We start from the raw sequence: 17,992 nt of genomic DNA on the forward strand, positions 1-17,992 counted from the left end.
AAACATGGCAAACGAAAAAGGCAAAATCACCCAGGTGATCGGTGCCGTCGTGGACGTTCAGTTCGGCGATCACTTGCCGGCAATCCTGAACGCGCTGACCACTGACAACAACGGCAAGACGCTGGTTCTGGAAGTGGCGCAGCACCTTGGCGAAAACACTGTCCGCACCATCGCGATGGATGCCACCGAAGGCTTGGTGCGCGGTCAGGAAGTCGTGGACTCGGACGGTCCGATCTCGGTCCCGGTGGGCGATGCCACTCTCGGCCGCATTATGAACGTCGTCGGCGAGCCGGTGGACGAAGGCGGTCCGGTCAATTCCGACGAACGCCGTCCGATCCACGCGCCGGCCCCCGAATTCGCGGAACAGTCAACCGAATCGGAAATCCTCGTCACCGGAATCAAGGTGATCGACCTGCTGGCACCCTATTCCAAGGGCGGTAAGATCGGTCTCTTCGGCGGCGCCGGCGTGGGCAAGACCGTTCTGATCATGGAATTGATCAACAACATCGCCAAAGTGCACTCCGGGTACTCGGTGTTTGCCGGTGTTGGGGAGCGGACCCGCGAGGGCAACGACCTTTATCACGAGATGATCGAATCCAACGTGATCAAGCCGGACAACCTGGCGGAAAGCCAAGTGGCGCTGGTCTACGGCCAGATGAATGAGCCTCCGGGCGCACGTGCCCGCGTCGCGCTGACCGGCCTGACCCTGGCCGAACAGTTCCGCGACGCGTCCGGGACAGACGTTCTGTTCTTCGTCGACAACATCTTCCGCTTCACGCAGGCGGGCTCCGAGGTGTCGGCGCTTCTTGGCCGTATTCCCTCGGCTGTTGGCTATCAGCCGACGCTCGCGACCGACATGGGCCAGATGCAGGAGCGGATCACCTCGACGAAATCGGGCTCGATCACCTCGATCCAGGCCGTCTACGTGCCCGCGGACGACCTCACGGACCCGGCACCTGCGACAACCTTTGCGCACCTCGACGCGACAACGGTTCTCAACCGTGCGATTTCGGAGCTCGGGATTTACCCCGCTGTTGACCCGCTCGATTCCAACTCGCGCCTGATGGACCCGCAGATCGTGGGTGAAGACCATTACCAGGTGGCGCGTGACGTTCAGGGGATCTTGCAGCGCTACAAGTCACTTCAGGATATCATCGCCATTCTGGGGATGGATGAACTGTCCGAAGAGGACAAGCTGACGGTGGCCCGTGCCCGCAAGATTCAGCGCTTCCTGTCGCAGCCGTTCGACGTGGCAAAGGTTTTCACCGGCTCCGACGGGATCCAGGTGCCGCTCGAGGACACGATCGCATCGTTCAAGGCGGTTGTGGCCGGCGAGTACGACCACCTGCCCGAAGGGGCGTTCTACATGGTTGGTGGCATCGAGGACGTGAAAGCCAAGGCCGAGAAAATGGCAGCCGACGCGGCCTAACACGGGCGCTCATGCGTTCTCGCGGCCGAGGTCGCGGGGACGAGACCCAAAAGGAGATCCCTCATGGCAGAGACCATGCAATTCGATCTGGTCAGTCCCGAACGCAGCCTGATGTCCGATCAGGTCAAGTCGGTTCAGATTCCTGGCGCGGATGGTGACATGACAGCGATGCCGAACCATGCGCCGCTGATCACGACACTGCGGCCTGGCATCCTGACGGTCGAGACCGAGAAAGGCACCGAGGAATTCGTTGTCACGGGCGGTTTCGCGGAAATTGGCGAGGGCCTGTCGGTCCTGGCCGAGCGGGCCGTGCCGCGCGCGGACATGGACCAGGCGGCCTATGAAGCGATGGTTGACGAGGCGCACGAGACCTACAAGAAGACCAAGGAAACGTTCAAGAACGAGCCGGGTCCAGTCGATGACGCGGCGAAGCTGTTGTCCGACATGGTGGCCGTTGGCTCGCATATCGGGCTGTCGCCCAAGCAACCCGCCCTGTGACACCCGGATCTGGTTGAACCAAGGAAAGCCTCGCTTTGCAGCGGGGCTTTTTTGTTGGACGTGGCGTGCAGACCTATGGAAATCATGGACGGATCGGGAGGCTGGCATGCAGATCGTCAACAACGCGCGTGTTGGAATTGATCAGGGATCGGTCGATCTTTTCTCGGATTTCGAGGAAGGTGGCGAGATGTGGACCGGCGCGGGATCGCGGATGCGGCGCAGCTGGGTACGCTTTGGCCAGCCCTTCGCAGCGCCGCCGATGGTGCATGTATCGCTGACCCTCTGGGACATGGACAGCGCTCATAATGTACGGGCGGATCTGACTTCGGAGAATGTGAGCGAGGCCGGTTTCGACGCGGTCTTTCGGACCTGGCTGGACACGCGGGTGGCGCGGGTTCGGATTTCCTGGATCGCGGTCGGAACAGTTTCGAGCGAGGATGACTGGGACGTCTCCTGATTTTGTCCCATGCGTGAGACGCCTCCTCACCCCAGGGATTTCAAAGACTTGCAGAGACAGTTTTACGATTGATTAACCTTTTGGGGCATAATCCCGCGCGTCGCGCGGTTCCCTCGAAGGATGCTGACCCCGATCCAATCCTGACATGGCCCAGCATGGCCCGGCGGCAGGATCGATGAATGATCCGCCGAAATTGAGGCATTGTTGTCGGCCTGCGTCGCGCCTAGGTTTCCAAGGAACAACTGCTGGAGTTTTCGATGACCAATCCGCTGCTTGAGACCTGGGACACGTCATTTGGCCTGCCGCCGTTTGATCGCGTGGACGACACAGATTTTGCCCCCGCGATCGAGGCTGCGATGGCGCAGGATCTGGCCGAGGTCGAGGCGGTCGCCAATAACCCGGAGCCGCCGAGTTTCGAGAACACGATCGAGGGCCTGATGGCCACCGGCGCCTCGCTGGACCGCGTTTTGGGAGTGTTCTACAATCTTGCCGGGGCCGACAGCACCGACACACGCGAAGAGGTCATGCGAGAGTTTTCGCCGAAACTGGCGGCGCATGCGGCGGCGATCTACGGCAATCAAGCCCTGTTTTCCCGGATCGAGCAAGTGTGGCTGGCGCGTGATGCGCTGGACCTGACGCCGGAACAGGCGCGGGTGCTGATGCTCACCCATCGCGGATTCCTGCGCGCGGGTGCCGCGCTGACCGGAGATGCGGCGGCGCGGATGACGGAGATCAAGGGGCGGTTGGCCATGCTTGGCACGCAGTTCGGGCAGAACCTTCTGGCGGATGAGCGCGGGTGGCAGCGTGTGCTTTCGGATGAAGACTTGACCGGGCTACCGGAGTTTGTCGTCGATGCGCTTAATGGGGCGGGACGCGAGCGTGGGAGCGACGGACCGGTCCTGACGCTGTCGCGGTCGGTGATCGTGCCGTTCCTGCAATTTTGCCCGAACCGGGCCTTGCGCGAAGAGGCCTGGCGCGCCTGGGTGGCGCGCGGGGCCAATGGCGGCGAGACGGACAATCGCGAGATTGCCGCAGAGGTTCTTGCCCTGCGACAGGACCGCGCGCAGTTGCTCGGGTATGCCGATTTCGCGTCCTACAAGCTTGAGACAGAGATGGCGAAAACGCCCGAGGCGGTGCGGTCTTTGTTGATGGGAGTGTGGGAGCCTGCGAAGGCGCGGGCGCTGGAAGATGCGGCATTGCTCGAAGAGCGGATGCGCGCGGATGGCATCAACGGGCCGTTGAAGCCGTGGGACTGGCGTTACTATTCCGAAGCGCGGCGGCGGGACGAGTTCTCTTTGAACGAGGCAGAGGTGAAGCCCTATCTGCAACTCGACCGCATGATCGAAGCGGCGTTTGCCTGTGCAAACCGCTTGTTCGGGCTGCAATTTCGTCCGCTTGATGTGCCGCTCTACCATCCCGACGCGCGCGCCTGGGAGGTAACGCGCAACGGTGCGCATGTGGCGGTGTTCATCGGGGATTATTTCGCACGGGCGTCGAAACGGTCGGGCGCATGGTGTTCGGCCTTTCGGTCGCAGCGCCGGTTTCCCGATGTGCAGGGGCCGATCGTGGTGAATATCTGCAATTTCGCCAAGGGCGACCCAGCGCTCTTGTCTTATGACGATGCGCGAACGCTGTTTCACGAGTTCGGCCATGCGTTGCACCAGATGTTGTCGGATGTGACCTATGACATGATTTCCGGCACCTCGGTGGCGCGCGACTTTGTCGAGCTGCCAAGCCAGTTGTTCGAACATTGGCTGGAAGTGCCGGAGGTCTTGCAGGAGTTCGCGACCCATGCCGAGACCGGCGACCCGATGCCGAAAGAGATGCTGGACAAGGTTCTTGCCGCCGCGAGCTATGACATGGGGTTCCAGACGGTGGAATATGTCGCGTCGGCGCTGGTGGACCTGAGTTTTCACGAAGGGGACCCGCCCGACGACCCGATGGCAGAGCAAGCGCGGGTGCTTGCCGATCTAGGGATGCCGGAGGCGATCGTGATGCGGCACGCGACGCCGCATTTTGCGCATGTCTTCACCGGAGACGGCTATTCCTCGGGCTATTACAGCTATATGTGGTCCGAGGTGATGGATGCGGACGCGTTCGAAGCGTTCGAGGAGGCGGGCGGCGCGTTTGATCCGCAGATGGCCGAAAAGCTGGAACGGTTCATCTTGTCGGCCGGCGGATCCGAGGAGGCAGACGTGCTTTACACCAGGTTCCGCGGACGGATGCCCGGGGTTGAGGCGCTGCTCAAGGGGCGCGGGCTGGTGGCCTGACCAAGGTCTGTGCCTTGCCGGTTGCCGGCCCGTCCCAAACGGATCGGCTCAGTCTTCGGAGGTCAGCTTTTCGGTTTGCAGGAAGCGTTCGAAGGCATCGAGGTTGATGGCTTCGAATTGGCCGAAGGCCTGCATCCAGATGCTGACATCGCGCAGCGCGTCGGGTTCCAGTTTGCACCATTTCACCCGGCCGCGTTTTTCCTGGCTGATGAGGCCGGCGTTGGACAGGATCGCCAGATGTTTGGAAATCGCGGTCAACGACATGTCGAAAGGGTGCGCCACGTCGGTGACGGCCATATCGTCTTCAAGCAGCATCGTCAGTATCTGACGGCGCGTCGGATCGGCCAGGGCGGCGAAGACGATGTCCAGTGTCGGGGTCATGCAGCGCAGTAGACGACAGGGTCGGATAAACTCAACCAGAAAGTTTAATATGCGCCTTGGTGCCGCGGTGCGGGCTGGACGGCTGCGCGGCATCGGTCCGCTGCGCCGTGTTTTCGTGAAAACTGTTTTATATCAGAGGTATAACGGAATGATCCCAGTGGGTCATGAGCGCTTGACTCGGGCCATGCCGCGCCGTAGCACATGCGCAAGGTTCCGAAGGGGGCGATGACGTGTCTGAAAGCGATCCGAAGCAACGGCTGAAAGAGCTGGAAGCGCGGATTGCGGCGGCCAAGGGGGTCGAAAAGGACAAGCCGCACCAAGAGGAACACTACAGCCAGGCGCAACATGCGTGGCGCATGGTGATTGAATTGGTATCCGGTCTCGGGATCGGATTCGGCGTCGGATACGGGCTTGATGCGCTTCTTGGAACGCGGCCCTGGTTGATGGTGCTGTTTGCATTGCTGGGCTTTGCGGCGGGGATCAACGTGATGATCCGGACCGCCAAGGAGCTTCAGGGACAAAAACTGGCCGAGATGGCCGGAGAGGACGAGAGGGATCGACATGGCGACGGAAGCTGAAGGCGGCGGGCTGGTATTTCACCCGATGGACCAGTTCATCGTCAAGCCGGTGTTCGGCGACGGTGCGGTGGGTATGTTTACCTTTACCAACATGGCGTTGTGGCTTTTGCTGGCAGTTGTTTGCGTGATCGCGCTGATGGTGCTGGGCACGTCCAAGCGCGCCACGGTGCCGTCGCGAATTCAATCCGTGGCCGAATTGGCCTATGGTTTCATCTACAAGATGGTCGAGGACGTGACCGGCAAGGATGCGGTCAAGTATTTCCCCTACATCTTCACGCTGTTCATGTTCATCGTGTTTTCCAACTTCCTCGCGCTGATCCCGACCTCGTTTTCGCCGACATCGCATATCGCCGTCACGGCTGTTCTGGGCTTCGGCGTCTTCATCGCGGTGACCGTTCTGGGGTTCGTCAAGAACGGCGCCGGATTCCTGGGGTTGTTCTGGGTGGCGAGCGCGCCCCTGGCCCTGCGCCCGATCCTCGCGATCATCGAGCTGATTTCCTATTTCGTGCGCCCTGTGAGCCACTCCATTCGTCTTGCAGGCAACATCATGGCGGGCCACGCGGTTCTCAAGGTGTTCGCGGGCTTTGCCGCGATCACGGCCGTCGCGCCCTTGTCGATCCTCGGCATTACCGCGATCTTTGCTCTCGAAGTGCTCGTGGGCTTTATCCAGGCCTATGTGTTCACGATCCTGACCTGCGTGTATCTCAAGGACGCGCTGCACCCGTCACACTAAAACACGGTGCGTGACACCACGCACCCTATGCTTCAACTTCCAATCGTAAGGAGAATTCACATGGAAGGCGATCTCGCACACATCGGCGCAGGCCTGGCAGCAATCGGTTCCGGCGCAGCCGCAATCGGGGTGGGCAACGTGGCCGGCAACTACCTCTCGGGCGCCCTGCGCAACCCGTCCGCTGCTGCATCGCAGACGGCCACGCTCTTTATCGGTATCGCGTTTGCAGAAGCGCTGGGGATTTTCGCGTTCCTCGTGTCGCTGCTGCTGATGTTCGCCGTTTAAGCTTCGGACGAGTATCCTTACGCGCGGGCGGTGCTGCGATGACGCAGCCCGCCCGATGTAACGACAGGTTCCGACGGAGGACGACATGGCAACCGAAACCACTGGTACAGCCAGCGCATGTGTGGGTCCGGATGGCAGCGCCATCGGCATGCCGCAGCTCTGCGCCGACTGGATGCCGAACCAGATTTTCTGGCTTCTGATCGCGTTGATCGCGATTTATCTCGTCTTGTCCCGAGTTGCCTTGCCGCGCATCGCAACCGTTCTGGCGGAACGACAAGGCGCAATCACCAACGACATCGCGGCGGCGGAAGACCTCAAGACGAAGGCGGCCGAGGCGGAAGAGGCCTATAACAAGGCACTGTCGGATGCCCGTGCTCAGGCGCAGGACATCATTGCAAAGAACAAGGCCGAGATGCAGGCCGAACTCGACAAGGCTATCGCCAAGGCGGATGCCGAGATCGCCGCGAAATCCGCTGAGTCCGAGAAAGCAATTTCCGAAATTCGCGCCTCAGCCGTGGAGAGCGTCGAAGCGGTTGCCAAGGATACGGCGGGAAGCATCGTTGCCGCGCTGGGTGGGCAAGCGGATGATGTCACGATTTCTGCCGCGGTCGACGCGCAGTTGAAAGGGTGAGCGACATGCAACGTATCACATTGAGTGCCGCCGCGACCATGCTGGCCAGCCCGGCCTTTGCTGCCGGGGACAAGCCCTTCTTCTCGTTGGGCAACACCGATTTTGTCGTGACGCTTGGCTTCCTCGTCTTCATCGGCATCCTGATCTATTACAAGGTGCCGACGTTGCTTGTGGGCATGCTGGACAAGCGCGCCGACGGTATCCGCAGCGAACTGGACGAAGCCAAGGCGCTGCGCGAAGAGGCGCAGGCGCTTTTGGCCTCTTACGAGCGTCAGCAGCGCGACGTTCAGGAACAGGCGGATCGGATCATCGCGCATGCCAAGGAAGAGGCCACCCTCGCCGGTGAGCAGGCGCGCAAGGACCTGGAAAAATCCATTGCCCGGCGTATGGCCGCAGCAGAGGACCAGATCGAATCGGCCCGCACCAACGCGGTGAAAGAGGTTCGGGACCGGGCAATCGCGGTCGCGGTCCACGCGGCGCGTGACGTCGTGGCCAAGCAGATGACAGCCAAGGATGCGACCAAGAGCATCGACGACGCGATTTCCGAAGTGGGCAAGAAACTCCACTGACGCGCAGCCTGTCTGTCTGGAGTTCAAGGGCCCCGGTTCACGCCGGGGCTTTTTCGTTGTGCGGCAGGCCAGATACGCAAAGCCCGAATCCGGGGCCGCTTGGGCGGCTTGCGTGGACCTTCAGACGATTGATCTGCCAGACCCGGTCAATCCGGCTCTGGAACCCGCGCGCCGAAGAGGGCCGATCCGACGCGGATATGCGTGGCACCAAAGGCGATGGCCTGTTCGAAATCGTCACTCATGCCCATCGAAAGCCCAGACAGCCCGTTGCGGTCGGCCAGCTTGCGGAGCAGGGCAAAATGCAGCGACGGGGTTTCGTCGACCGGGGGGATGCACATGAGACCCTGCACCGGCAGGTCGAGGGCCTTGCAGTCCTTGAGGAAGGCGTCGGTATCATCGGGGGCGATCCCGGCCTTTTGCGGTTCCTCGCCGGTGTTTACCTGGACGAAAAGCGGTGGGCACTGCCCCATCTCCTGTGCGAGGCGGGCAAACGTCTTGGCGAGCTTCGGTCGATCCAGCGTGTGGATCGCATCGAATAGTTCGAACGCCTGGCGGGTCTTGTTGCTTTGCAGGGGGCCGATGAGGTGCAGGTCGATGCCGTCATAGCTTTCGCGGAAGTCGGGCCATTTGCCGGCGGCCTCTTGCACGCGGTTTTCGCCGAATGCGCGGTGGCCTTCGTCGAGAACGGCGGCGACGCGGGCGTTCGGTTGCACTTTGGAAACGGCGATCAGGGTAATGCCGGATGGATCACGGTCCGCGTCCCGTGCGGCCTGTTCGATGCGGGTGGTGATATCGGTCAATCCCATGGTGTGTCTCCCCATGCGTCAAAGAAAGGTTGCAGCGCGCTTTCGTAGCGGCGCCATGCGGCGGCAGAGCTTTGGTAGATCGGCTGGCGGACCTGATGCAGGCTCAGGGTTTTCACGGTGCCCGTGTTTTCATGGAAGCTGAGGCATTGGTCTTCCCAATCAAGACCGGCGGCCGAGATCAATGCACGGGACTGCGTGTCCGGGTCCGACACGAGGTCTTCGTAGCGGATTTCCGTGAAGCGGTCCGGCAGCGTGTCGCGCCAATGGGCGATGATCCGGCGGAAGGCTTTGATCGTGTCGGCGATCGTCGCGAAATCATTGGCATAGCGATGCGTGCCGCCACGGAAGTGGTTCTTGTAAATCGACAGGGCGATGTCGCGCGGATCGCGATGCACCACGATGAAGCGCGCGTTGGGCAGCGTGGCGTGCAAGAGACCGTAGATCAGAAAGACCATGATGGATTTGTCGGTCAGCCATGCCGCGTCGCTTTGTGCGCGCCCCCGATTCTGCTGCTCCAGCCGCTTGGCGAACCGGGCCAGCTCGGTCTGTGGCAGGCCTGCGAGGGTTTTCATCTCGGCCCCCGCGCCGAAGCTGGTGTAGGCGGTCCGCAGGGCGGTTGCCATTTCGCCGCCTGCATGGGCGTGTGAATGGCTGGCGATGATCTGTTCGGCAAGGGTGGTGCCCGAGCGGGGCAGGCCGGTGACAAAGATCAGGCCCGGCTGGGTGCCAGCGCTTTCGGAGACCGGGACAAGACCGGCTTGGGCGTCGACCACCCCGCGCCATTCGTCCCGGCGCGCGGCGATGTCATCGGGCCAGAGCGCGGCCTGTTCGGCATTGGCGCGGTGCAGGTGGGGGAACACCTTGTCGCTTTGCCGGGTATCTTCCATCGCCTTGGCGAGCGCGTAATGGATATGCATGCGGCCCTGTGCCGACAGCTTTGGATGTCTGGCCAGCCGACGCATTGCCCCGATCAGCGGGTCCGCCGGTTTGAAGCGAATCGTGGCGGCGAACATGCGGTACAGTTCGGCCTCGTTCGGGTGCTTCTTGAGCAGGCGGCGGAACAGTTTTTCCGAGGCGTCGAATTGGCCGATCTGTTGCAGGTAGAGCGCCTTGTCGGCTTGCGGAGCGATGGCGGACCGATCCAGTGCGATCCTGGCGTCAAAGAGATCGAGCACGCGGTCGGTGTTGCCAGCGCCGCGATGCGCTGCGATCGCCTCGTCGAGGATCGCGGGTTCTGTCGGGCGCAGGGCGTAGGCCCTTTCGATGGTACGGCACCACGTGGCGACATCCCCCATCTGGGCGGCGATCCGGGCGCGCTGGAACGGGAATTCGGGTGTCTGGGGGTGTTTGAGGGAAAGGGCATCCAGACGCGCAGCGGCGTCGCGCAGATTGCCGGATTTGGCAAGCTGCAAGGCGCGGGTATACTCTGCCTTGATCTGTTGGGGTGTGCCGGTGTTCATATCCGCCTCTTTTGACGGCTTTGCTACTTGGCCCCGGCGCAAAAGAAAAGAGCGGGCGCAATGCCCGCTCTTTCCTCAAGCAATCTGGTCAAAAGCTATCAGAAGCTCATCGACAGACCCAGCGTGTAGGTGTCGCTCTCGTTGTCGTTTCCATCATCGCTGTTGCCATAGCCCAGGTGACCGGCAAGACCGCCACCGAGGTCGTATGTCGCCGCCAGACCAAAGCCCGAGCTGTCGGGTGTGTTGCTCAGCGCCCAGTCTTCGTACTCACCGTAGTTCACACCAATGGCCAATGCGTTCATGGTGTATCCGACGCCGATTGCCATGTGCGTGCCATCGTCGGATACGCCGTCGATGTCTGCCGTGGTGTAGTTAATGCCGGCGGACACGCCGTTGGCAAAGGTGGTGTCGAGGCTCAGGCCGATGAGGTCAGCAACATCCTCCTGAGTCTGGTAGCCAAGGCCAACGCCGAGCGTCAGGCCGGCCAGATCGCCGGAGTAGCGCGCACCCAGACCGTAGACCGGGTCGAGGGTGCCGCTGTCGTCCATTTCGACCGAGAAGTGACCGGCGAATGCGTCAACCGCGTAGGACGCGCGTGCGATCTGGCCGTCAAACGTTCCGTCGAGGCCGGAGTTCGCGTTGAAACCGGCGTGGATGGTTTCGTCGTCACCCAGGGAAGCTCCGGCGAGGTTGACTTCCTGCATGACAGCGTCGAGCGCACCATCGGTATCGCCCATGTCCAGGCGCAGGCCGCCGTAGGACAGGAAGTATGTTTCGCCACCCTGTGTGGACGGGTTGAACGCGTTGCCGCTGGCGGTTTCATCCAGGTCGATGGAGGCACCAAACGCCAGGCCACCATCGGATTCACCGGTCATGGAGAACGTGACGTCGATGTCTGTGTGGAACTGGTCTTCGATGTTATCGCCACCGGCAACACCGATTTCTGCATAGCCCGAGAGGCTGACTTCGGCTGCGGCAATGCCTGCAGTTGCAACCAGCGCGGTGGAAGCAAGAAGAAGAGTTTTCATGTTTTTCCCTCATGTGTTCGTAAGGCACGTACCAAACCGGATGGTCCGGATTAGCTGCAAACTCTATGCTCTTTGGGGGGATGTGTTTGCAAGCCAAGGCGCGCCGCGTTTTCCAACTTCGACTCCTGTGATGCTCATTTGCCACAAGCTTTGGCCGGGCCTTTCGCCCTGGAAAGAACACGGCCTCATGGCCTTTGACCAAGTTCGGCTTGTCGTGTTTGGTGTCGGCTTGTATGCACAGCCGCAGGCAAACAGGCAATCGAGGGCAGAAACCCATGGACCTTAGACGTATCAGGACCGGAGTCGGGGTCGCCCTGGTGGCTTTTTTGCTGACAGGGTGCGGGATATTTGGCGGGTCGTCGGACCGCGAACCCGTCGAGACGCGCCCGGCCGACGAGATCATGGATGAGATCATCGACGAACGCCGTCCCGGCGGGGCGCGGTCCTCGATCTTTGACTTCTTCCGCAATCGCGATGACGCGGGGCAGGTCGGCGCCGTCAACAAGTATATCTGGAATGCGTCGCTGGAGACGCTGGATTTCCTGCCAGTGGAGTCGGTCGATCCGTTTACCGGCGTGATCACAACAGGTTACGGCAGGCCACCGGGCGGCGGACGCGCCTATCGTGCGACGATCCTTGTCAATGATCCGGCGCTGGACGCGCGGTCGTTGAACCTCGCGATCATGACGCGGTCTGGTCCCGCAAGCGGCGCCACGGTGCGCGCGGTCGAGGATGCGATCCTGACGCGGGCGCGCCAATTGCGGCAGCGGGACAGCCGGTTCTGACACCAGTTTTACAGGCCCTGCGGTGGGGCCCGAGAATCCGGAAGACGTCCTGCCCGACACCTTCGGGCCGGTCCGCTTCTTGGTGACACCAACAGGGTGGCAGGCGTCTGCCGGCATGGGTCGGCGGTTCAGTCCGAAGGGTGTCGCACCGGGGCCGTGCGGGCCAGATCGTCGACCCATTGCAATTGGCGCGGCAGGCAGATGCGGGTCAGATCATAGCTGTCCTGGGCGAATTTGCGGGCATTGGCGCCAAGCTGCGCACGCCGCGCCGGCGAATCGAGCAGGGCGCAGGTTTCATCGACCAATGCCGCGCCGTCGAAGAAATCCACCATCACGCCGGTCTGGCCGTCGATGATCGCTTCGCGCACTGGCGCTGTATCCGAGGCGATGATGGCACATTCGGCGGACATCGCTTCGAGCAGTGACCAGGACAGAACGAAGGGATAGGTCAGGTAAACATGGACGCGGCTGACCTGAAGGACCGACAGGAACGTCTCGTAGGGCACGCGGCCCAGGAAATGCACGCGCGCCCAGTCGGTGTCGGGCATCTGTGGGCGGACCTCGTCAATGAAAATCTGTTTCCAGCTTTTGCCATCCGGTGGTTTCGCGCCGTAGCTGGTTTCATCCCCGCCGAGCAGGACAACCTGTGCGCCGGGTCTGCGGCGCAGCAGGTCTGGCAGGGCGCGCAGGAAAATGTGATAGCCGCGATAGGGTTCGAGGTTGCGGTTCACGAAGGTCACAACCTCGTCTTCGGGCGTGACGGTCCGGCCATCCGGCAAGTCCAGCGCGGCATTCGGGTTGGCGGTGATTCGGTCGGTATCGACACCGTCGTGGCAAACGGTGATGCGGTCGCGATACGCGTCCGGGTAGGTGCCCGCCTGGTATTGCGTCGGGCTGAGACCGGCATCCATCACCTCGGCATGCAGGCGATTGTTGATGTTTTTCATCCGCAGGCGCAGGGCGTCGCGATCCGGGGTCTTGCTCGGAAATTCCGGGTCAAAGCCTGTCTCGGTGCCGCTCGCGCGGTGGTATAATTCGCAATACAGACCCAGCCGCGCGTCCGGCCAGACGTCTTTCAGGAACAGGCTCTCGCCCCATCCATGATGCGCGACAATGACATCCGGATTGTACCCCTGCTCGCGCAGGGCGAGGGCGGCATCATGGCAGCCGGTGCCGCGCAGCAGCTTGGTTTCGAAATCCGCAAGCCATGGATGAATATCGCGGGAGGACGCCCCCTTGATCGTATAGGGCAGAATGCTGATGCCACGCCACTTGGCGGGTTCCTTGACCTTCGGGGTCAGCACGACAACCTGATCGCCGCGGGCGGCCAGCGCCGGTCCAAGATGTTTGAACTGGCCTGGGAAATTCTGGTGGATCAGCAGTATCTTCATCGCGCCGGGGGACTGTTGCGGGTGTTTGCTACGGTATGACCTCAAAAAAACGGCATCACAATGGCAAGGGCACCGTCTTGGGGCCGGGGCGGGACTGGACGATCTCGCGGCATCGTCCTATCACGCGCTGAAACACGCCGCAGACCACAGACAGACCATCACAAGGACAGGCCCATGTCGCGTTATGATCCCTCTGCCATCGAGCCCAAATGGCAGGCCGCCTGGGAAGACCAGCAGACGTTCCGCGCCGTGCGGTCGGAGGACAAGCCGAAATATTACGTGCTCGAGATGTTCCCGTATCCGTCGGGGCGGATTCATATCGGCCATGTGCGCAACTACACGATGGGTGACGTGATCGCGCGCTACAAGCTGGCGACCGGGCACAACGTGCTGCACCCGATGGGGTTCGACGCCTTCGGTATGCCTGCCGAAAACGCTGCTATGGCGTCGGGCGGGCACCCCAAGGACTGGACCTATTCCAACATCGACACGATGGTCAGCCAGATGAAGCCGCTGGGCTTTGGCCTTGACTGGTCGCGCATGTTCGCGACCTGCGACCCGGAATATTACGGCCAGCAGCAGGCGCTGTTCCTCGATTTCCTCGAAGCCGGGCTGGTCTACCGCAAGAACGCGGTGGTGAACTGGGATCCGGTCGACATGACGGTTCTGGCGAATGAACAGGTGATCGACGGCAAGGGCTGGCGGTCGGGGGCCGAGGTGGAGCGCCGCGAGCTGACGCAGTGGTTCTTCAAGATCAGCGATATGTCGGAAGAGCTGCTGGATGCGCTCGACGGGCTGGATGACTGGCCCGCCAAGGTCAAGCTGATGCAGGCCAACTGGATCGGCAAGTCACGCGGGCTTCAGTTCGCGTTCTCGACGATTGACGCGCCAGAGGGACATGACCGGATCGAGGTGTATACCACGCGGCCCGATACGCTGATGGGGGCATCCTTTGTCGGCATTTCGCCGGATCATCCGCTGGCCCGGCATCTGGAGCAGGACAACCCGGACCTGGCCGCCTTCAATGCCGACTGCCGCAAGGGCGGGACCACGGAAGAGGCGCTGGAGAAGGCCGAGAAGCGCGGCTTCGACACCGGGCTGCGGGTGCGGCATCCATTTGACACGGCATGGGAATTGCCGGTCTATGTCGCGAATTTCATCCTGATGGATTACGGCACAGGCGCGATTTTCGGCTGCCCCGCGCATGATCCGCGCGACCTTGAATTTGCCCGCAAATACGACCTGCCGGTGGTGTCGACCTTTGCCTCGTCCGAGGATGAAGGACACACGTTGCCCGAAGATGGCGGCCCGGCCTATGTGCCGCCCAAGACCGAGACGGTGATTTATGTCCGCGGCTTTGCCGGCGAGACCGAACAGACCGGCGCGGCCGCGATCGACGCCGCGATCGACTTTTGCGAGCAGAACGGCGTCGGCCACGGTGTGACCAAGTTTCGACTGCGCGACTGGGGGCTGTCGCGTCAACGCTACTGGGGGTGCCCGATCCCGGTGGTGCATTGCGATGCCTGCGGCGTGGTGCCCGAGAAGAAAGAGAACCTGCCGATCGCGCTGCCCTATGACGAGGATGGCACGGCGATTGATTTCAGCGTTCCGGGCAACCCGCTTGACCGGCACCCGACCTGGCGCGATTGCGCCTGCCCGACCTGTGGCCAGCCCGCCACACGTGAGACCGACACGATGGACACCTTTGTCGATTCGTCGTGGTATTTCGCCCGCTTCACAGCACCGCGCGCGGATACGCCGACCAATCTGGACGATGCGGCCTACTGGATGAATGTCGACCAGTATATCGGCGGCATCGAACACGCGATCCTGCACCTGCTCTATTCGCGCTTCTTTGCGCGCGCGATGCACGTCACCGGGCATCTGCCCGAGAAATGCAAGGAGCCGTTCAACGCGCTGTTTACGCAGGGGATGGTGACACATGCGATCTACCAGACCAAGGGCGCCGATGGCCGTCCGGTCTATCACTACCCGGAGGATGTGGACCTGCGCGACGGCAAGGGGTTTCTGAAGGACGGCACCGAGGTGCAGATCATTCCCTCGGCCAAGATGTCAAAGTCCAAGAACAACGTGGTCGATCCAGTTGCGATCATCCAGCAATACGGCGCCGACACGGCGCGCTGGTTCGTGCTGTCCGACAGCCCGCCCGAACGCGATGTGGAATGGACGGCCTCTGGCGCCGAGGCGGCGGCAAAGCACCTTGGCCGGGTCTACCGCATCGCGGCGGAGGTGGCCGGGGCCGAAGAGGCCCCGACAGCAGAGGACGACGCCCTGCTGCGCGAGATGCACAAGGCGATCCATGACGTGACCGGTGGGATCGAGAGCTTTGGCTTCAACGCCTCGATTGCCAAGCTCTATGGCTTTACCAATACGCTGGCGAAATCGAAGGCCGGCTCCGACGCCAAGCGGCAGGCCGCCAAAGCGCTGGCACAGCTGATGTCGCCGATGACCCCGCATTTGGCCGAGGAAATCTGGGCGCTTCTGGGGGGCGAGGGGCTTGTCGCGAAGGCGCCCTGGCCGGTGGCCGAAGAGGCGATGCTGGTCGAGGATACGATCACGCTGCCCGTACAGGTCAACGGCAAGCGGCGCGACGAGATCAGCGTGCCCAAGGACATGGACAAGGCCGAGGTTGAAAAGCTGGCGCTGGCAACCGATGGTGTGACACGCGCGCTGGATGGCGCGAGCCCCAGGAAGGTGATCGTCGTGCCGGGTCGGATCGTGAATGTGGTTGCATAGACGCCAGACGCTTTTCGCGCTGTCGGCGCTGTTTGCCGGCGCGGCCTGCGGGTTCAGGCCCGCCTATGGTCCGGATGGCGGCGCGTCGGCTCTTGTCGACAATCTCAGGGTGACCGCGCCGAAGCGGCAGGACGGCTTTGCGATTGCGCAGCGATTGGAGGACCGGTTCGGCCGCAACGATGCGGGGCGCTATGTGCTGGATGTGACCCCGTCGATCCAGCGGCAGGGATTGGCCACGTCGGTCGCGGGGACCACGAACCGGTTCAGACTGACAGGCGACGCGCGTTACGCGTTGAGGGACACCACAGGCGATACGGTTGTGCGCCAAGGCAAGGTGACAAATTTCACCGGGTTTTCTGCCACGGGATCGACCGTGGCGACCTTGGTGGCCGAGAGGGATGCGAAAGCGCGGCTGATGGTGATCCTCGCCGACCAGATCGCGGAGAGACTGGTGATCGCGGCCGAAGGTTTGCCGACATGAAGCTGTCCCCGCGCGAGGCATCCGGCTATTTCGCCCGGCCCGATCCGGGAAAATGCGGCCTGCTGATCCATGGCGAAGATGCGATGCGCGTGGCGCTCAAGCGGCAAGAGGTGATCGCGGCGCTGATCGGACCCGAGGGGGAGGGCGAAATGCGGCTGACGCGGATACCGGCAGCCGATTTGCGCAAGGAGCCCGCCTTGCTGGGCGATGCAATCAAGGCGGTGGGGTTCTTTCCCGGCCCGCGCGTGGCCTTTGTCGAGGAGGCCAGCGATTCCGTGGCCAAGGCGGTGGCCGCCGCGGTCGAGGACTGGCAGCCCGGGGATGCGCAGATCGTGGTGACGGCGGGGCAGTTGCCCGCCAAGTCGGCGCTGCGCAAGCTGTTCGAAGGGCATTCCAATGCCTATGCGGCCGCGCTTTACAACGATCCGCCCAGCCGTGCGGAGATCGAGGCGGAGCTGACGCGGGCCGGGTTGCTGCGGCCGGACGGGGCGGCAATGGAATTGCTGACCTCGCTGTCGCGAGAGCTGGATCCGGGAGATTTTCGCCAAACGCTGGAGAAGATCGCGCTTTACAAGCTTGCAGATGACACGCCGCTTGCCCCCGATGAGGTGACACTCTGCGCGCCGGGATCGACGGAGGCGGACCTGGATGATGTCCTGAACATCGTCGCCGAGGGGCGCACCGGCGAGATCGGCCCGGTCATGGCGCGGCTGGAGGCACAGGGCACCGCTGCGGTGACGCTGCTCATCATGGCGGTGCGGCATTTCCGGGCGCTGCATACGGCGGCGTCCGACCCCGGTGGCGTTGGGCAAGGCATGGGGCGCTTGCGCCCGCCGGTCTTTGGTCCGCGCCGGGACCGGATGTCGCGCCAGGCGCAGGGCTGGGGCATGTATCGGCTGGAGCAGGCATTGCAGATGCTGCTGGCAACCGATCTGTCGTTGCGTTCTGCCGGACAGCACGGGCCGGCACTGGCCATCGTGGAACGTGCCTTCATCCGGTTGGCGATGCTGGGGCGCCGGTAGCACGGACCGGGCGGCCGTCCAAAGCTGGCGGTCTGACGTGGAGCGAAGCGCGGGCGTTCGGGACGCGCCGGGTGACGTGAGCGCAAGGGCTTTCGAAAGCCCTTTGAAACACGGTTTCGAAACCGTGTTGGAAATCGCGTTCGAACGCGATTGTCCAAGCCCTTTCGAAAGGGCTTGCCGCGCTCTCGCAGGAGAGAATTGTTCGTATTGGAAACCGGTCAGCCGCAAATCTGCGCCAAGGTGTCGGGATTGTTGATCCACAGCCGCCCCCGGATCGGGTTAGACTACCGGCGACAAGGGAGAGCGCAATGACTGACACGATCCGATTCACGTTGGACGGAACCGAAGTTGAGGCCCGCGCCGGAGAGACGATCTGGGAGGTGGCGCACGGGCGGGGCCTGGTGATTCCGCATCTCTGCCACAAGCCCGCA

The 17,992-nt window shown here is 62.5% G+C and carries 19 protein-coding genes; 14 read left to right on the forward strand and 5 right to left on the reverse strand.

Translation table 11 applies throughout. The annotated features are described in order from the left end of the window. Positions 1-4 precede the first annotated feature (4 nt). From atpD to LCF59_RS09135, 4 genes are all read left to right on the forward strand, one after another. The gene (gene atpD, locus LCF59_RS09120; protein ID WP_292287152.1) at positions 5-1,429 is read left to right on the forward strand and encodes a F0F1 ATP synthase subunit beta; all 1,425 of its coding nucleotides are present in this window, start codon (positions 5-7) and stop codon (positions 1,427-1,429) included. Between the two features lie 63 nt (positions 1,430-1,492). Further along, on the forward strand, positions 1,493-1,927 hold the full coding sequence (locus tag LCF59_RS09125) for a F0F1 ATP synthase subunit epsilon (protein WP_292287153.1): 435 nt from the start codon (positions 1,493-1,495) through the stop codon (positions 1,925-1,927). A gap of 106 nt (positions 1,928-2,033) precedes the next feature. Then, positions 2,034-2,384: an H-type lectin domain-containing protein gene (locus tag LCF59_RS09130; RefSeq protein ID WP_292287154.1), complete on the forward strand. Its 351-nt coding sequence runs from the start codon at positions 2,034-2,036 to the stop codon at positions 2,382-2,384. A gap of 257 nt (positions 2,385-2,641) precedes the next feature. After that, the gene (locus LCF59_RS09135; protein WP_292287155.1) at positions 2,642-4,654 is read left to right on the forward strand and encodes a M3 family metallopeptidase; all 2,013 of its coding nucleotides are present in this window, start codon (positions 2,642-2,644) and stop codon (positions 4,652-4,654) included. A 48-nt stretch (positions 4,655-4,702) separates the two neighbouring features. Here LCF59_RS09135 and LCF59_RS09140 read toward each other — a convergent pair whose 3' ends face one another. Beyond that, entirely contained in the window at positions 4,703-5,035 is a 333-nt protein-coding gene (locus LCF59_RS09140) for a metalloregulator ArsR/SmtB family transcription factor (RefSeq protein ID WP_292287156.1), read from the reverse strand. 230 nt (positions 5,036-5,265) lie between these two features. Between LCF59_RS09140 and LCF59_RS09145 the strand changes: the two genes are divergently transcribed. The 5 genes from LCF59_RS09145 (at position 5,266) to LCF59_RS09165 (ending at position 7,831) form a co-directional block, all read left to right on the forward strand. Next, positions 5,266-5,613: an AtpZ/AtpI family protein gene (locus LCF59_RS09145; RefSeq protein WP_292287157.1), complete on the forward strand. Its 348-nt coding sequence runs from the start codon at positions 5,266-5,268 to the stop codon at positions 5,611-5,613. Next, complete coding sequence (locus tag LCF59_RS09150; RefSeq protein ID WP_292287158.1) at positions 5,597-6,346, forward strand: F0F1 ATP synthase subunit A; 750 nt, start codon at positions 5,597-5,599, stop codon at positions 6,344-6,346. Before LCF59_RS09145 ends, LCF59_RS09150 begins: the two co-directional genes overlap by 17 nt. Before the next feature lie 60 nt (positions 6,347-6,406). Beyond that, positions 6,407-6,631, forward strand: coding sequence for a F0F1 ATP synthase subunit C (locus LCF59_RS09155; RefSeq protein WP_292287159.1), 225 nt, complete (start codon positions 6,407-6,409; stop codon positions 6,629-6,631). A gap of 85 nt (positions 6,632-6,716) precedes the next feature. Then, complete coding sequence (locus tag LCF59_RS09160) at positions 6,717-7,262, forward strand: F0F1 ATP synthase subunit B' (RefSeq protein WP_292287160.1); 546 nt, start codon at positions 6,717-6,719, stop codon at positions 7,260-7,262. After that, positions 7,259-7,831 carry a F0F1 ATP synthase subunit B gene (locus LCF59_RS09165; protein WP_292287161.1) on the forward strand — a complete coding sequence of 191 codons (573 nt, stop codon included), beginning with the start codon at positions 7,259-7,261 and terminating at the stop codon, positions 7,829-7,831. The genes LCF59_RS09160 and LCF59_RS09165 overlap by 4 nt, the downstream gene beginning before the upstream one ends. Positions 7,832-7,977: 146 nt before the next feature. Here LCF59_RS09165 and LCF59_RS09170 read toward each other — a convergent pair whose 3' ends face one another. From LCF59_RS09170 to LCF59_RS09180, 3 genes are all read right to left on the reverse strand, one after another. Next, positions 7,978-8,637, reverse strand: a complete 660-nt coding sequence (locus tag LCF59_RS09170; RefSeq protein ID WP_292287162.1) for a YggS family pyridoxal phosphate-dependent enzyme — start codon at positions 8,635-8,637, stop codon at positions 7,978-7,980. Further along, complete coding sequence (locus LCF59_RS09175; protein WP_292287163.1) at positions 8,628-10,097, reverse strand: tetratricopeptide repeat-containing sulfotransferase family protein; 1,470 nt, start codon at positions 10,095-10,097, stop codon at positions 8,628-8,630. Before LCF59_RS09175 ends, LCF59_RS09170 begins: the two co-directional genes overlap by 10 nt. A 98-nt stretch (positions 10,098-10,195) precedes the next feature. Further along, positions 10,196-11,125 carry a porin gene (locus LCF59_RS09180; RefSeq protein ID WP_292287164.1) on the reverse strand — a complete coding sequence of 310 codons (930 nt, stop codon included), beginning with the start codon at positions 11,123-11,125 and terminating at the stop codon, positions 10,196-10,198. Positions 11,126-11,526: 401 nt separating this feature from the next. On the opposite strand from LCF59_RS09180, the gene LCF59_RS09185 reads away from it, so the two are divergent. Further along, positions 11,527-11,910, forward strand: a complete 384-nt coding sequence (locus tag LCF59_RS09185; protein WP_292287171.1) for a DUF3576 domain-containing protein — start codon at positions 11,527-11,529, stop codon at positions 11,908-11,910. A gap of 128 nt (positions 11,911-12,038) precedes the next feature. Here LCF59_RS09185 and LCF59_RS09190 read toward each other — a convergent pair whose 3' ends face one another. Then, the gene (locus LCF59_RS09190) at positions 12,039-13,301 is read right to left on the reverse strand and encodes a glycosyltransferase family 4 protein (RefSeq protein WP_292287165.1); all 1,263 of its coding nucleotides are present in this window, start codon (positions 13,299-13,301) and stop codon (positions 12,039-12,041) included. Between the two features lie 174 nt (positions 13,302-13,475). On the opposite strand from LCF59_RS09190, the gene leuS reads away from it, so the two are divergent. From leuS to LCF59_RS17785, 4 genes are all read left to right on the forward strand, one after another. Then, a complete protein-coding gene (gene leuS, locus LCF59_RS09195; protein WP_292287166.1) occupies positions 13,476-16,058 on the forward strand; it encodes a leucine--tRNA ligase in 2,583 nt (860 codons plus the stop codon). Then, positions 16,045-16,539: an LPS assembly lipoprotein LptE gene (lptE, locus tag LCF59_RS09200; protein WP_292287167.1), complete on the forward strand. Its 495-nt coding sequence runs from the start codon at positions 16,045-16,047 to the stop codon at positions 16,537-16,539. The genes leuS and lptE overlap by 14 nt, the downstream gene beginning before the upstream one ends. Continuing rightward, positions 16,536-17,561 carry a DNA polymerase III subunit delta gene (holA, locus tag LCF59_RS09205; protein WP_292287168.1) on the forward strand — a complete coding sequence of 342 codons (1,026 nt, stop codon included), beginning with the start codon at positions 16,536-16,538 and terminating at the stop codon, positions 17,559-17,561. Before lptE ends, holA begins: the two co-directional genes overlap by 4 nt. Positions 17,562-17,869: 308 nt before the next feature. Continuing rightward, the coding region (locus tag LCF59_RS17785) for a 2Fe-2S iron-sulfur cluster-binding protein (RefSeq protein WP_367273373.1) at positions 17,870-17,992 on the forward strand (123 nt) is incomplete at its 3' end.

Source organism: Marivita sp., assembly GCF_020055675.1.
Classification (GTDB): domain Bacteria; phylum Pseudomonadota; class Alphaproteobacteria; order Rhodobacterales; family Rhodobacteraceae; genus Marivita.